The 13621-nt window shown below is 65.7% G+C and carries 16 protein-coding genes; 10 read left to right on the forward strand and 6 right to left on the reverse strand.

Annotated elements, in window-relative coordinates:
* The first annotated feature begins 6 nt into the window (after window positions 1–6).
* The 3 genes from ACWPVA_RS10785 (at window position 7) to ACWPVA_RS10795 (ending at window position 2028) form a co-directional block, all read left to right on the forward strand.
* A complete protein-coding gene (locus tag ACWPVA_RS10785; RefSeq protein WP_454287684.1) occupies window positions 7–777 on the forward strand; it encodes an HvfC/BufC family peptide modification chaperone in 771 nt (256 codons plus the stop codon).
* 89 nt (window positions 778–866) lie between these two features.
* Window positions 867–1331 (forward strand): DoxX family protein, encoded by a 465-nt coding sequence (locus ACWPVA_RS10790; RefSeq protein WP_454289571.1) that lies wholly within the window; start codon window positions 867–869, stop codon window positions 1329–1331.
* Between the two features lie 193 nt (window positions 1332–1524).
* The gene (locus tag ACWPVA_RS10795; RefSeq protein WP_454287685.1) at window positions 1525–2028 is read left to right on the forward strand and encodes a chemotaxis protein CheW; all 504 of its coding nucleotides are present in this window, start codon (window positions 1525–1527) and stop codon (window positions 2026–2028) included.
* Between the two features lie 60 nt (window positions 2029–2088).
* Here the strand turns inward: ACWPVA_RS10795 and ACWPVA_RS10800 are convergent, their stop codons facing one another.
* A complete protein-coding gene (locus ACWPVA_RS10800) occupies window positions 2089–2553 on the reverse strand; it encodes a YcgN family cysteine cluster protein (protein ID WP_454287686.1) in 465 nt (154 codons plus the stop codon).
* Between the two features lie 205 nt (window positions 2554–2758).
* Between ACWPVA_RS10800 and ACWPVA_RS10805 the strand changes: the two genes are divergently transcribed.
* Window positions 2759–4924 carry a transglycosylase domain-containing protein gene (locus tag ACWPVA_RS10805; RefSeq protein ID WP_454287687.1) on the forward strand — a complete coding sequence of 722 codons (2166 nt, stop codon included), beginning with the start codon at window positions 2759–2761 and terminating at the stop codon, window positions 4922–4924.
* 172 nt (window positions 4925–5096) lie between these two features.
* Window positions 5097–6296 carry a diguanylate cyclase domain-containing protein gene (locus tag ACWPVA_RS10810; RefSeq protein WP_454287688.1) on the forward strand — a complete coding sequence of 400 codons (1200 nt, stop codon included), beginning with the start codon at window positions 5097–5099 and terminating at the stop codon, window positions 6294–6296.
* A 25-nt stretch (window positions 6297–6321) separates the two neighbouring features.
* Here ACWPVA_RS10810 and ACWPVA_RS10815 read toward each other — a convergent pair whose 3' ends face one another.
* A complete protein-coding gene (locus ACWPVA_RS10815) occupies window positions 6322–6531 on the reverse strand; it encodes a hypothetical protein (RefSeq protein WP_454287689.1) in 210 nt (69 codons plus the stop codon).
* 255 nt (window positions 6532–6786) lie between these two features.
* On the opposite strand from ACWPVA_RS10815, the gene greA reads away from it, so the two are divergent.
* Window positions 6787–7269 carry a transcription elongation factor GreA gene (greA, locus tag ACWPVA_RS10820; RefSeq protein ID WP_454287690.1) on the forward strand — a complete coding sequence of 161 codons (483 nt, stop codon included), beginning with the start codon at window positions 6787–6789 and terminating at the stop codon, window positions 7267–7269.
* A 317-nt stretch (window positions 7270–7586) separates the two neighbouring features.
* On the opposite strand, the gene ACWPVA_RS10825 is transcribed toward greA, so the two are convergent.
* Entirely contained in the window at window positions 7587–8342 is a 756-nt protein-coding gene (locus ACWPVA_RS10825; protein ID WP_454287691.1) for an SDR family oxidoreductase, read from the reverse strand.
* Window positions 8343–8452: 110 nt separating this feature from the next.
* Here ACWPVA_RS10825 and ACWPVA_RS10830 point away from each other — a divergent pair, with 110 nt between their 5' ends.
* From ACWPVA_RS10830 to ACWPVA_RS10840, 3 genes are all read left to right on the forward strand, one after another.
* Window positions 8453–9391, forward strand: coding sequence for an AraC family transcriptional regulator N-terminal domain-containing protein (locus ACWPVA_RS10830; protein WP_454287692.1), 939 nt, complete (start codon window positions 8453–8455; stop codon window positions 9389–9391).
* A gap of 287 nt (window positions 9392–9678) precedes the next feature.
* A complete protein-coding gene (locus ACWPVA_RS10835; protein ID WP_454287693.1) occupies window positions 9679–10263 on the forward strand; it encodes a DUF1214 domain-containing protein in 585 nt (194 codons plus the stop codon).
* The gene (locus tag ACWPVA_RS10840; protein ID WP_454287694.1) at window positions 10260–10820 is read left to right on the forward strand and encodes a DUF1254 domain-containing protein; all 561 of its coding nucleotides are present in this window, start codon (window positions 10260–10262) and stop codon (window positions 10818–10820) included. Before ACWPVA_RS10835 ends, ACWPVA_RS10840 begins: the two co-directional genes overlap by 4 nt.
* Window positions 10821–10874: 54 nt before the next feature.
* Here ACWPVA_RS10840 and ACWPVA_RS10845 read toward each other — a convergent pair whose 3' ends face one another.
* The gene (locus ACWPVA_RS10845) at window positions 10875–11075 is read right to left on the reverse strand and encodes a hypothetical protein (RefSeq protein ID WP_454287695.1); all 201 of its coding nucleotides are present in this window, start codon (window positions 11073–11075) and stop codon (window positions 10875–10877) included.
* A 334-nt stretch (window positions 11076–11409) separates the two neighbouring features.
* On the opposite strand from ACWPVA_RS10845, the gene ACWPVA_RS10850 reads away from it, so the two are divergent.
* Window positions 11410–12606 carry a DUF2336 domain-containing protein gene (locus ACWPVA_RS10850; protein WP_454287696.1) on the forward strand — a complete coding sequence of 399 codons (1197 nt, stop codon included), beginning with the start codon at window positions 11410–11412 and terminating at the stop codon, window positions 12604–12606.
* A gap of 13 nt (window positions 12607–12619) precedes the next feature.
* Here ACWPVA_RS10850 and ACWPVA_RS10855 read toward each other — a convergent pair whose 3' ends face one another.
* Both ACWPVA_RS10855 and ACWPVA_RS10860 read right to left on the reverse strand, forming a co-directional pair.
* Window positions 12620–12961, reverse strand: coding sequence for a DUF1491 family protein (locus ACWPVA_RS10855; protein WP_454287697.1), 342 nt, complete (start codon window positions 12959–12961; stop codon window positions 12620–12622).
* Window positions 12962–13111: 150 nt separating this feature from the next.
* On the reverse strand, window positions 13112–13579 hold the full coding sequence (locus ACWPVA_RS10860) for a YbhB/YbcL family Raf kinase inhibitor-like protein (RefSeq protein ID WP_454287698.1): 468 nt from the start codon (window positions 13577–13579) through the stop codon (window positions 13112–13114).
* Window positions 13580–13621 lie beyond the last annotated feature (42 nt).

Raw genomic sequence — 13621 nt, forward strand, 5'->3', positions numbered from 1 at the left:
GCCGCCATGACCAACACCTTTCAGTCCGGTTTCGCCGCCGCGCTCGCCGATCCTGACCGCCCCGTGCCGGAGGGGCTGACGGCCTGGACCGGGAAGCAGCCCAGACTCCGCTTCGGCGTCTACCGCAACAATGCCCGCGTCGGCCTGACCGGCGCGCTTGCCGCGCGCTTTCCCGCGACGGAGGCGATCGTCGGGCAAGACTTCTTCGCGGCCATGGCGCAGGCATTCGTCGCCGCCCATCCGCCGCGCTCGCCGCTGCTTCTCGCCTACGGCGACGACTTCGCCGATTTCGTCCAAGGTTTCGAGCCGGCCGCCGGGCTTGCCTATCTGCCCGACGTCATCCGCCTCGAGGCGGCCCGCAGCCGCGCCTATCATGCCGCCGATGCCGAACCGCTCGCCGCCGCCGATCTCGCCGCCGTTCCGCCGGAACGGCTGGCCGACCTGCGGCTGGAGGCTCATCCGTCGCTTTCCATCCACCGCTCGCCCCATCCCGTCGTCACCATCTGGGCGATGAATGCCGGCGAGTTGCCGCTTGCGCTGATTAGCGACTGGATCGGCGAGGATGCGCTGGTCGTCCGGCCGCACATGACGGTGGAGGTGCACCGCCTGCCGCCCGGCGGCGCCGCCTTCTTCTCCGCCCTTTTCACCGGGCTGACGCTTGCCGAGGCGACGGATGGCGCCATCGCCCAAGCGCCCGCCTTCGACCTTGCCGCCAATCTCGCCGGGCTGATTACCACCGGCGCTTTCGTCCAACTCGCTTTCCGGGAGGAAGCATGATGCCCCAGGACCTCGCCCCAAAATCCGCCGTCACGCCGGCCATGACGGCGGCGCGATCATCGGCCCAAACATCCGCTCCGGCGTCGGCCATGACACCGTCCGGCGCGCAGTCCCCGGTGGTCCGCCGGATCTCCGATCTGATCGGCCTTGCCAACCGCATTCCGCACGACCTGATCGCGCTGGTTGCCCGCCTCTCCATCGCCGGCGTGTTCTGGCAGTCCGGCCAGACCAAGCTCGACGGCTGGCGGGTCAGCGACAGCGCGCTCTACCTGTTCGAGAACGAATTCCGCCTGCCGCTGATCTCCCCCTCAATCGCCGCGCATCTGGCGACCTTCGCCGAGCATTTCTTCCCCGTGCTGCTGGTGGTCGGTCTTGCCAGCCGGCTTTCGGCGGCGGCCCTTCTGGGAATGACGCTGGTCATCCAGATCTTCGTCTATCCCGGCGCCTGGCCGACCCACGGCACCTGGGCCGCCTGCCTCATCCTCATCCTCGCCCGCGGCCCCGGCCGCGCCTCGCTCGACCATTGGCTCGCCGGGCTGTTCGGCAGGCGCTGACGGGTTCGTCAGGGGGATGGCGACACGCTGAGGCAAGGCGAGCGGCCGGCGGCATTTCGATCTCCGCCCTTGCGAGATGGCCGGCAGGCCAGAGGGGGCTTCGCAGACGCGACAGCCAGGCCCCGTCAGCCTTGCGCCAGCTTTGGCCGCTAAACAAGGAGACTCTAATTCCCTCTGTCGCAAGGACGCCTGCGTGAATATCAATGCCAGCATCAATGGTTCGCTCGAAATTATCGCGTTCCGGCTGAACGAACAGTCCTTCTGCGTCAGGACGCGATCGATCCGCGAGATCCGCGGCTGGGTGCCGGTGACGCCGATGCCGCATGCGCCCTACGAGGTGCTCGGTGTCATCAACCTGCGCGGCATGGTGATCCCGATCATCGATCTCGCCGTCAAGCTCGGCATGGGCGGCACGGAAGCCTCCGAGCGCAGCGCCATCATCGTCACCGACGTCAATGGCATGACCATGGGCCTTTTGGTCGAGGGGGTGTCCGACATCCTGACCGTGCCCGCCGAGAGCCTGCAGCCGGTGCCGTCCAATGCCGGACAGGCGACGCAATTCGTCGACGGTATCCTGACCCATCAGGACCAGATGATCTGCTTCCTCAACCTGGAGGAACTGTTTTCCGCCAACGGCCCGAGTGGCGCCAGCGGCGGCAACGGTGGTGGCGCCGGTCCGGGCTGGGAAGAGTTCTGACGGCCCCCGGCCTGTGCGGCGTTGCCTGATGCTCCGGGAGATCGGAAGCCATCGCCCCCTCTACTCCGCCGTCTCCCCCACCGTCAGCGGCCAGTCGACCACATAGTCCTCGAAATCCTCGACCGGCACGTCGTCCTCGCTCACCGTGCGGCCGCGGGCCGAGATGCCGGCCTCGTGTACGGTTTCGCGGTCGCCGGAGACCAGATAGTGCCACCAGTAGAGATCGCGGCCCTCATGGACGAGCCGATAGGCGCAGGTCGGCGGCAGCCACGGGATCTCGTCGACGCCCTCGACGGTGAGCTGGATGCAGTCCGGCACGGTCGCCTGGCGGTTCTCATAGTCCTTGCAGCGGCAGCTGTCCCCGTCGAGCAGGCGGCAGGCGACCGAGGTGAAGACCACCTCGCCGGTTTCCCAGTCCTCGAGCTTGTTGAGACAGCACAGGCCGCAGCCGTCGCATAGGCCCTCCCATTCGGACGGGCTCATCTCGGCAAGCGTCTTGGTCTTCCAGTAGGGTAAATCACTCATCCGTCATCACCGGCCGGTCGCAGGGCCATGGGCAGGCGGCGGCGTTTGCCGCCGAACCTCGCTTTTTTCTTGTCCTTTGCCGGCAAATGGACAATCTATCAGCAAATCGGGACAATGCCGCTTTGCCGGCGCAAGGCTTGCTCTTGAGCCCTGCCGGGGGCCGCGTCAAGGGCGGCATGTCCGCTTCGTGAGGGATCGAACCGCAGTGGCCGAGGATCAAAAGCCGGAAGAGAAGAAGCCGCGCCTCAAGCGGCACATTCTGCTCAGGATCGACAGCTGGATCGATTCCACCCTGTGGAATGCCGGTTTCCAGCTCGGCGAGACGTGGGAGGAGATCACCATCTTCTTCCGCCGGTTCCGTGTGCGCGGCTGGAAGAAGCTGTTCTTCGAAGTGCTGGGCGAGGGCATGACGCTCGGCACCGCCGGCGCGGTGCTGCTCCTGACGCTTGCCCAGCCGGCGCTGGAAGAAACCAAGAAGGACTGGCGCTACCGTGGCGACTTCGCCGTCACCTTCCTCGACCGCTACGGCAATCTGATCGGCCATCGCGGCATCATCCATGAGAACTCGGTGCCGATCGATGAACTGCCGGATCACCTGATCAAGGCGGTGCTGGCAACCGAGGACCGGCGTTTCTTCGAGCATTTCGGCATCGATTTCCTCGGTCTTGCCCGTGCCATGACGGAAAACGCCAAGGCCGGCACGGTCGTCCAGGGCGGCTCGACCATCACCCAGCAGCTGGCCAAGAACCTCTTCCTCACCAACGAGCGGTCGATCGAGCGCAAGATCAAGGAAGCCTATCTGGCGCTGTGGCTGGAGGCCAATCTGACGAAGAAGGAAATCCTCTCGCTCTATCTCGACCGCGCCTATATGGGGGGCGGCACGTTCGGGGCGGCGGCGGCCTCGCAATTCTATTTCGGCAAGCCGCTGACCGAGGTCAATCTCGCCGAATCGGCCATGCTCGCCGGCCTGTTCAAGGCGCCGGCCAAATACGCGCCGCACGTCAACCTGCCGGCGGCGCGCGCACGTGCCAATGTCGTGCTGTCCAACATGGTGCAGGGCGGGATGATGACCGAGGGCCAGGTGATCGCCGCCCGGCGCAATCCGGCAACCGTCATGGACCGCGACGAGGCGGAAGCGCCGGACTACTTCCTCGACTGGGCCTTCGAGGAGGTGCAGAGGATTGCCGCCAGGTACAAAGACCATACGCTGGTGGTGCGCACGACGATCGACACCGGGCTGCAGAAGGCGGCGGAAGAGGCGGTGGCGGCGCGGCTGCGCGAATATGGCGAGGCCTATCACGTCAAGCAGGCCGCATTGGTGATGATCGAAAACGGCGGCGCCGTGCGCGCCATGGTCGGCGGACGCGACTACGGCGAGAGCCAGTTCAACCGGGCGGCGCGGGCGCTGCGCCAGCCGGGATCCTCGTTCAAGATCTTCACCTATTCGCTGGCGATGGAGAAGGGCCTCACCCCGGATTCGCCGATCGTCGACGCGCCGATTTCCTGGGGCAACTGGAGCCCCGGAAATTACGGCAATTCCTATGCCGGCCGGGTCGACATCAAGACGGCGCTGGCGAAATCGATCAACACCATTCCGGTCAGGCTCGCCAAGGAAAAACTCGGCCCGAACGCCATCGAGCAGATCATGGCCGAGACGAAGAAATTCGGGGTCGAGACGCCGATCCGCAAGGATGTGACCATTCCAATCGGCACCTCGGAAATGACCGTGCTCGACCAGGCGACCGCCTATGCCGTCTTCCCCACCGGCGGCTACCAGTCGCGCCGCCACGGCATCGCGCAGATCATGAACTACGCCGGAGAGGTGCTCTACGACTTCGAGCGCGATGCGCCGCCTGCAACGCGCGTGCTGTCCGAGACCGCGGCCGATTACATGAACCAGATGCTGACCCGCGTTCCATACGTGGGCACGGGACGGCGCGCGGCCGTCGACGGCGTCCTGACCGGCGGCAAGACCGGCACGACCCAGGCCTATCGCGATGCCTGGTTCTGCGGCTATACCGGCAATTACACGGCCGCCGTCTGGTTCGGCAATGACGACTATACCTCGACCAACAACATGACCGGCGGCTCGCTGCCGGCGATGACCTTCAAGGCCCTGATGGACTATGCCCACCAGGGCATCGACCTTCGCCCCATTCCCGGCGTCGGAACACCGGAACCCGCGGCACAGCAGGCGATCGCGGCAGCGAGGGCTGCCAAGCCCGCCGCCGGAACGGATGCGCTTGCGCCCATGCTCCGGCCCCGCTCGCTGTCAGCCGAGGCGACCCGGATGATCCGCGACATCGCCCGGCGCCTGCGCGAGGCAGAGCCGCTGGCGCTCGACCCGGACAAGGTCGCGAGCATCGACTGAAGCGGATCGGCACAGATCCCCGCCACGTACTTACGCACGGTTTACCATGTCCGCCGGTCTCCGTGGGTTTTTCCTGAAACCCCACCTATTCTAGGGGTCGCTTAACGGTTTGCCTGATAGCTTGCCGTCGCACCGCTCCCGCGTTGCCCCTTCGATAACCACAGGACGAAGCATGGACCGCCACTGGTCTCACCTTGCTGCGCTTCCCCGCCTGACGGGCGAGCAAGCGGCTGCCTTCGAGCGCGCTCGGTCGGCCGAGCGGAGCCGGGCGCTGTCGCGCATGACCGTGACGATCGCCGCCTTCTATCTGTCCTATGCGCTGGTCGACGCCCTGATCCTTGCCGACGTCACCTGGCTGTCGCTTTCGCTGCGCTTCGGCCTCGTGCTGCCGCTGGCGCTGGCGGTCGGCTGGTATCAGTCGGACATGGCGCGGTCGGTCCGCGCCAAGGAGATCGCCACGCTCAGCGTCGGCATGGTGGCGAATCTCGTGTGGTGCATCGTCCTGGCCTCCAGCGACAATCCGGCGGTGCTGCACTATTTTTATGCTGCGGTGATCTTCCAGATGGTCGGAACCATCGCCATTCGGCCGAGCTTCGATCTTGCCGTCTGGGCAAGCCTCGGCACGGCGGCGATCAACTACGGCCTGATCGGCCTGATCGACGGCGTATCGACCACCTATCTCTTACACCATATGGCGATCTACGCGCCCACGGTGCTCCTGACGCTGCTCGCCGCCCACCAGCTGGAGGCCGAGCGCCGCTGCGCCTTCCTGCAACTGGATGAAAACGAGGCACTGAAGCGGGAGCTGTCGCATCAGAATGGCGAGCTTGAGCGTTTATCCTCGACCGATCCGCTGACCCAGCTGTCCAACAGGCGGGGCACCGAGAGCGAGATCGCGCGGCTGCGCCGGTTGCTGGCACCCGGCAAACTCGCCGAGAGCGCCCTGCTGATCGCCGACATCGACCATTTCAAGGCATTCAACGACAGCTACGGCCACAGTGCCGGCGACGACTGCCTGATACGGGTCGCCCAGGCGATGCGGAAGGAGCTGCCCGACACGGTCCATCTGGCGCGCTTCGGCGGCGAGGAATTTCTTGTCGTCTTGCCGCAGGTCGAGCCGGCCCGCGCCGAAATGATGGCCGAACGGCTGCGTCGCGCCGTCAGCGCGCTTGGCATAGCCCACGAGCACACCGGCGACCGCAATCGCCGCGTGACCATCAGCATCGGCATTGCCTGCGGATCGATCGCCGACGACAGCAGGCTTGCCCACCTGCTCAAGGCGGCCGACGAGGCGCTCTATACCGTCAAGGCGTCGGGCCGCAACGGCTGGCGGCTGGCGCCGCCGCTGGACGGAAAATCGAACGCGGCATAAGCTACGGCAAGGCCGTCAGCCGATGCTATTCCGTGGCGGTCTGTTCTTCCGCCGGCAGACGCGACTGCTTGAGCAGGACGACCTTCTCGGCCGCGTCCTCATCGACCGCGACGCTTGCCGTCGTGATCGACCGGTCGACATCGAGCGCGGCCGTGGTCTTGTGATAGCTGCAATCGGCAAAGGCGGCACCGGCCGACAGCGACAGGGCTGCGGCGATCAGGGCGAGAGACTTCATGGCTCATTCCTCCTGTTGACTTGGGCCTCGAAAGGATAGCGCGTTTTTGAGGAGGCCCTAAATCACGTTTTCGAGGGCGGGCATGCCGGCCCTGCGCAGCCGCCGGCTTTGGCGCCCGGTCGCTCCTCCCCTTCCGCCCCTCAAGTCCACGCGCCGGTCATGGCCTAACGCGACCGGTTCGGCTATTCTGATGCGATGCGTTGCGCGAGCCTCAAGCTTGCGGGCGTCCATGACCGTTCAGCAGGAGTTGCGGATTTGAGCGTTGCCTTCGTCAAGGAAGAAAGTGCGGAAGCGGCATCGGAGACCCACCTGCCGGATCGCCCGGTGTCGCCGCATCCCAACCTCGTGACCGAGGAAGGGCTGAAGGCGCTCGAACGCCAGCTCGATGACGCACGCAAGGCCTATGAGGCGACGGCGACCATCGAGGACGTGAACGAGCGCCGGCGCCAGGCAGCCACCCCCTTGCGCGACCTGCGCTATTATGCCGAACGGGTCCACACGGCCCAGCTCATGCCCGCGCCGCAGACCACGACCCAGGTCGCTTTCGGCAGCACCGTCACCTTTTCGCGCGACGACGGAAGGGTGCAGACCTACCGCATCGTCGGCGAGGACGAGGCCGACCCCAAGGCCGGCACCATCTCCTATGTCTCCCCGGTGGCAAGGCTTTTGCTCGGCAAGGGGGTCGGCGACGTGGTCGCCATGGGCGAGCAGGAGCTGGAGATTGTCGCGGTGGGGTGATGGGGGATGCTTCGTGCAGGACGCCTCCTGCAACATCGGCACCGACCGATTTGGGGCCGGTGGCGGACCGTCGGCCTTTGGCAACCTGAGCTCGGAAAGTTGCCATTCGGCAAGCCACTCCGCTCAGTCGATCAGCACGCGATACACCGGCCGCGACCTGCCTCCCGACGGGGAGGCCCCAAGTTCGTCGCCCGAGAAGACGGCATTCGGCTACATCCAAGGTACCGCTGGCAAGTGGACGACAAGCTTGGGGCTCGAAGCACTCTTTCGAGGCAGAGGAGGCCGGGTGCCGTTCGCGCAGCACCCGGTGTCAAGAGTCAGATGGTCTGCCCGCCCGACACTTCGACGCGCTGGCCGTTGACCCAGCGGTTGTCGGGGCCGAGCAGGCTCGCCACCATCGGGCCGATATCATCGGGCACGCCGACGCGGCCGAGTGCGGTCATGCTGGCGAATGCCGTGTTATAATCCGGCATGTCACGCACCGCGCCGCCCAGGAAGTCGGTTTCGATCGCGCCCGGCGCAACGGTGTTCGCGGTGATCCCGCGGCTGCCCAACTCCTTGGCCATGTAGACTGTGAGAATCTCGACAGCACCCTTGGCGGCCGAATACGCCGAGAAGCCGGGGAATGACACGCGGGTCAGCCCCGACGAGAAGTTGATGATACGGCCGCCATCTGCCAGCATTGGCAACAGCGCCTGCGTCAGGAAGAACACGCCCTTGACGTGGACGTCGAACAGCATGTCAAACTGTTCCTCGGTGGTGGTGGCGAAGTCGGCCATTTCGCCGTGCCCGGCATTGTTGACGAGATGGTCGAACGTGTCGCCCTGCCATGTGGTCGTCAGCGCGGTTCTCAGCGCCTCGACGAATGCCGGAAAGGTCGAGACCTTACCCGTGTCGAGCTGTAGCGCCACAGCCTTGCGGCCCAGTGCTTGGATGTCGGCGACGACGGCGTCGGCCTCGTCCTTGCTGCTGCGATAGGTCAAAATCACATCCCCGCCGTGGCGAGCAATGCTGATGGCGGTGTTGCGGCCCAGGCCGCGGCTTGCGCCGGTTACGAGTGAAATGCTGGTCATACATGCCTCCGTTGCTAGGACATCCTTATGCAACGGACCGGCCGCGCGTGGTTGCGCAATCCTCCCGAATACTTGCCTGATTATCCTGCCATATTGTCGGAAGGGTCTGGATGCCGTATCAAACCGCAATGACCGATCCCCTCTTGGACCATGCCCGGCGCTACGCCGATGCCCATGTCGACCCGACCGGCGTTGCCGCGACACCGGTGGCGGGCATGGTGATCCTGCGCGAAACCGCGCCGACGATGCTGCAATTTGCCATTTCTAAGCCATTGATGGCGCTCGTCTTACAGGGAAGCAAGCGTGTGACGATGGGAAACCGCAGCTTCGATTTCGGCGCTGGCGAATCGCTGCTGATCACCACCGATGTCCCAACCGTCAGCCAGGTCACGACTGCCAGCAAGGTCTTGCCTTATTATTCGATGGTGCTCGAACTCGACCCCGCCGTCATCAGCGACCTGGTCGATCAGATCGGCCAGGTCCCGTTCGAAGCGGATCAGCCGGTTCGCGTCGATCGGACCGAAACGGAAATTGCCGATGCGGCGCTCCGCCTTGTCCGGCTCTTCGACCGGCCCGCCGCGCTGGCGGTACTCGGCGAGCAGTTGCGCCGCGAGCTGCACTATTGGTTGCTCTCCGGCCGGCACGGCGGCGCCATCCGCGCGCTGGGTGTGACCGACAGCCATGCGCAGCGCATCGCCCGTGCTGTTGCCTTACTGCGCGATCATTATGCCGAGCCGGTGCGGGTTGAGGCGCTGGCGGCGGCGGCGGGCATGAGCCTGTCGGCCTTCCACGTTCACTTCCGCGGCATCACCTCGGTGACGCCGCTGCAGTTTCAGAAACAGCTTCGGCTCATCGAGGCCCGACGTCGGATGCTGGCGCAAGGAGAGGCGATCAGCGATGCGGCCTACAGCGTTGGTTACGAGAGCGTCCCGCACTTCACGCGCGAGTATGGTCGAATGTTCGGACAGCCGCCTGCGCGTGATGTCCGGCAAGCGCGCGCAGACCGCATAGAGCGGTCCCGATACACCTCCTTCCAGGAAAACCGGTGATCCAAGCCAAAGGCAGTTATCGCCATCCATGCACGAACCCGCTACGCGGCAGGGCGTGCGTGAAGGCGCAATGCCGCCGTCCAAGTGTCACGAAATCAACGTCCCCCTCCGGGCCCCGTCAGCGGATGGCCCCGCCACCCCCGGCCCTACGCTTGCGCTTCGGGCGTTCGGCGCTGCGACCTGTCCGCTGGATCGATCGCTCCGCTTCGCGGACCGCGCCTCACCCTTCACCTTCCCCGGAATCAATGCTACCCGTTTGACCGTCTCTTCATGGTTCAAGGCATCACGTGTTTCGGGTTCCGCTTCTCATCGCCGTTTCGCTCGTCATCGCCTTTGGCGGCGGGATCTTGACGACACTTTCGGCGCTTAATGCGTCGGCCGGCTTCGGCGCCATTCGGCTCGGCGTGTGGCGCGCCTTTCCCGATGCGCAGAAGGTCGAGGCCGATCCTTATGCCAAATCGCACCGCGCCAAGGCCGGGCGGCTGCTGCTCGGGGCGGCGGAGGGGCTGGTGTTTACCGCCTCGAGCGACGAGGACGGCAACCAGCTGACCGGGACCTGCAGCTACAGGATTGTCGGGCGCACGCCCGCCGCACGGCTCTGGACGCTCTATGCCGCCAACCGCAGCGGCCGGCCGCTTGTGGCGCGCGAGGGCCAGCCGTCGGCGCATCATTCGCAAGCCATCCTGCGCAACCGCGACGGTTCGTTCGAGATCACCGTTTCGCCGACCGCCAAGCCGATGAACTGGCTGGCGCTGCCCGATACCGGCGCGTTTTCGCTGGTGCTCACCCTGCTCGACACGCCGGCGGCCGGCAGCTCGGGGCTGGTCGGGCTGGAAATGCCGAAGGTGGAAAGCCTGGGGTGCGGCCAATGAACAGGCTGACCTATGCCGTCCTGATCGGCCTGATCGGGGCCGCCATCCTCCACATCGTCATCATTCTCGCCCTGCCGCAGTTTACCGGCAAGGACGCCTACACCCGGGTCAAGGCGACCGGGCAATCGCATCGGTTCCATATCCTGCCCGACTGGTCGAATGAGCGGGCCGATGCGGATGCCCTCACCAACGTCGATCCCTACCTGAAGGTGGCGGTCTGCCATTTCGACATTGCGCGCGCGCCGCTGAGGCTTCTCGCACCATCGGGCCCGAGTTTCTGGTCGATGGCGGTGTTTGATGCCAATTCCAATGAAGTGTTCTCGATGAACGACCGCACCTCGGTCGTCGGCGATCTCGATGCCCTGGTGGCAACGCCTGCCCAGGTGGCGCAGATCCGCAAGGCGCCAGGGGCGGCGCTGACCCAGTCGATCATCGTCGAATATCAGGGCACGACCGGCTATATCGTGCTGCGCACCCTGGTGCCGGCGCAAAGCTTTGGCCCTGAGGCCCGCGCCTTCCTCGACGAAGCGCTCTGCGCGCCACTGGCCGAGGACTGAGGCCGCGCGGCCGAAGTCCGGGCTGCGAGGCCCTGCGAAGGTCGTAATGCCCGTTCAACGGCGGCCGAGGCTGTCCTGTCCCTTGCCGCCCTTCGGACGCGGCAAAGCCGGCAGGCGGGCATCCGCCTTGGCCTGTGTTTCGCGCCGCTCGTAGCGTATGCCGGTGAACAGCAGCACCTCGGCCTTGCCGCCATCGCTGCGCACGGCACGCGCGCCCAGCGAAAGCCGATCCTTGATTCTGATAATTTCCGCCATGCTCGTCTCCTTTGAAAAGAAATCGAGACGGATGAAGATTGACCGATCTCACCCTACCCTTCCTTGAAGGGCCAGCGCAATCCCCGGCTGCCGGACCACATGACACACTGCGGCCGGCGCTGGCCGAAGCCATTCTGCGCCTTTCTCCTGCGCGATCAAAGAGGGTGGTTTTCGCCGGCCCTCCCGGGGCACGCATACGGTACATGCGAGGTGAAACGAATCATTTCCACACTTCCTCGCCAGCTGCCAATTGAGCCTGAGCTTAGTTAACAGGTTGCTAACAAATTGGCTCTAATGTGTGCCAAACGAGTATTGCGTAGGTGTGGGTCTTGTCGTGATCGATCAGTTTCGAGAGCTGGAAAAGCCGGTAAGCGTGAGGAAAAGGGACGTTGTGCTGATGGCGACGGTCACGAGTTTCGAGGCCTTGCACTATCCATCGAAGAACGAGCTGAGGCAATTCGCCGAACTCTTCACGCCGCTGTTCCACGCCTCGACCGAGGAGGCCCGCCGCCAGGCGGTCGCGGCGCTGTCGCAATGCCCGAATGTGCCAAGCGCGGTGGCCTTCTTCATCGCCTCGCAGCCGATCTCGATCGCCGCCCCCTTCCTCGTCTCCTCGCCCTGCCTGACCGACGACCTGCTGATCATGATCGCCCGTACCCAAGGCTCGGCGCACGCCCGCGCCATCGTCCGGCGCGAGCATCTCTCGCCGACCGTGATCGACGCGCTGGTCGGCTTGCGCCACAGCGAGCCGGCCAAGGCCGAGGCGACCGCTGGCGCCCCCGCGGCCGCAGGGCCGGTCGCCGCTGCTGCACCTGCCCCTACTTCTGCCATGCAGCCCCCGGCCGGGCCTGTTTCTCACCAGCCTGCCACGTCCGGCAAGACCGCCAGGACGGCAAAGACGGCAAAGGCCAGCGCACCCGCTGCTGCGCTGTCATCGGAACCGGCACAGACCGCAGATGCCCCGGACCTGAGCGCCGCCGAGCGCGAGGAGCAGCTGCGCGACCAGATCCGCCGGCTCGCCGCCCATATCACCCGCCCGACCGCCGACCGTCTCGGCCTTCGCACCATCACCCCGATCCAGTCGGCGCTTCTCGTGCGCTTTGCCCGCAACCGCGAGGGCGGCGCCTTTGCCACGACGCTCGCCGACATCCTGTCGTCCAGCCGCTGGCTTGCCGAGCGTATCCTGCTCGACCTCTCCGGCCGGCAGCTGGCCACCACGCTTATCGGCGTCGGCATGGAGCCGGCCGAAGCCATGTACGTGCTGGAAAGGCTCTATCCGCATCTCGCCAAGCCGGCGACCGGCGCCACCCGCGCCGAGCAATTGTGGAACGCGCTCGAACCGATCGAATGCGAGGAGCGGATCGAGACCTGGCGCCGCGCCGACGGCTATACCTATGGCCGCCTAAGGAGCGCGAACCCGGCCGAGGCGGCCGATATGTCCGCCGGTCCGGCCACCGCGCGCGCCGCTGCCGCCTTTGCCTCGGCTGCAGACGACCACGGCCGAAAGGTTCTGCGTCAACGCAAGCGCTAATCGGACCGCGTTTTCAAGCCGTCGCCATCGGCAGCAGATCGCCGATCGCGTCGATTTCCAGTTCGACCACCCAGAGATCCGGATCCCATTTGCGCTCGCGCGCCACGATCTCGTCGATCGCCGCGGCATCCGCCCGTTCCAGCCGGACCTCGAACATTCGGCTGTCGCGGTCCTCCTCGATCATCAGCGATTGCGGGGCAGGCCCGTAGAGCGTCTCCGTGCCGTCGCGAAAACGCTGGCGCACGAAGATTGCGCCTGCCTCCTCCACACCCTTTTTCGCCACGGCAGCGAAGCCGCCCGTGGAAAAGACACGACGGACAATGGCGGAGACGAAGAGATCGGAGCGAACACGCATGGGAAAGGGTTTAGGCGAAGCCGGGGGAGAAGGGAATGGGGAGGGGCTACCCGGATTGCTTTCGCGTTGCCGGCAGGGGCTTGGCGCCACCGCCCTTTGCTCACGCGTTCACGACGGCGGCGATGTCCTGAAGCTGGCGCAACAGAACCCTCACCGCTCGAACAATCCCACCAGCTCGGCCATGCCGAGGCTGTGTCGGCGGGCGGCGGCCTCCACGTCTTCGCAGCGTGAAGTGTCGGCAAGGACGAGACGGGGGGTATCGAGGGCATGGAGGCGGAAGTGGTAGTGGTGCAGCCCGTGGCCCTTCGGTGGGCACGGGCCGCCATAGCCTGGCCGGCCAAAACCATTTTCCGCCTGGCTGAGGCCGCCCGGCAGGGTGACGCTCTTCTCCAGGGCTTCCGGCAGGCTGCTGCGGTCGGCGGGTATGTCGTAGACCGCCCAGTGGAAGAAGGTGCCACGCGGCGCGTCCGGGTCGCTGCAAATGAGGGCAAAGCTTCGCGTGCCGTCCGGCGCGCCCTGCCAGTCGAGCGCCGGAGAGATATCCTCGCCGCTGCAGGTATAGCGCAAGGGCACGTCCGACCGATTGTCGAAGGCGGGACTGGTCAGGGTAAACTGCATGTCTTCATCCTCCTCACACGTTCCCCTTGCCTATCGGCCCGG

The organism is Rhizobium arsenicireducens (genome assembly GCF_964021225.1).

Coding starts and splice junctions, on each gene's coding strand:
- ACWPVA_RS10785 (WP_454287684.1), top strand. CDS start 7: ATGACCAACACCTTTCAGTCCGGTTTCGCCGCCGCGCTCGCCGATCCT.
- ACWPVA_RS10790 (WP_454289571.1), top strand. CDS start 867: ATGACACCGTCCGGCGCGCAGTCCCCGGTGGTCCGCCGGATCTCCGAT.
- ACWPVA_RS10800 (WP_454287686.1), bottom strand. CDS start 2,553: ATGAGTGATTTACCCTACTGGAAGACCAAGACGCTTGCCGAGATGAGC.
- ACWPVA_RS10810 (WP_454287688.1), top strand. CDS start 5,097: ATGGACCGCCACTGGTCTCACCTTGCTGCGCTTCCCCGCCTGACGGGC.
- ACWPVA_RS10815 (WP_454287689.1), bottom strand. CDS start 6,531: ATGAAGTCTCTCGCCCTGATCGCCGCAGCCCTGTCGCTGTCGGCCGGT.
- ACWPVA_RS10825 (WP_454287691.1), bottom strand. CDS start 8,342: ATGACCAGCATTTCACTCGTAACCGGCGCAAGCCGCGGCCTGGGCCGC.
- ACWPVA_RS10830 (WP_454287692.1), top strand. CDS start 8,453: ATGCCGTATCAAACCGCAATGACCGATCCCCTCTTGGACCATGCCCGG.
- ACWPVA_RS10840 (WP_454287694.1), top strand. CDS start 10,260: ATGAACAGGCTGACCTATGCCGTCCTGATCGGCCTGATCGGGGCCGCC.
- ACWPVA_RS10845 (WP_454287695.1), bottom strand. CDS start 11,075: ATGGCGGAAATTATCAGAATCAAGGATCGGCTTTCGCTGGGCGCGCGT.
- ACWPVA_RS10855 (WP_454287697.1), bottom strand. CDS start 12,961: ATGCGTGTTCGCTCCGATCTCTTCGTCTCCGCCATTGTCCGTCGTGTC.
- ACWPVA_RS10860 (WP_454287698.1), bottom strand. CDS start 13,579: ATGCAGTTTACCCTGACCAGTCCCGCCTTCGACAATCGGTCGGACGTG.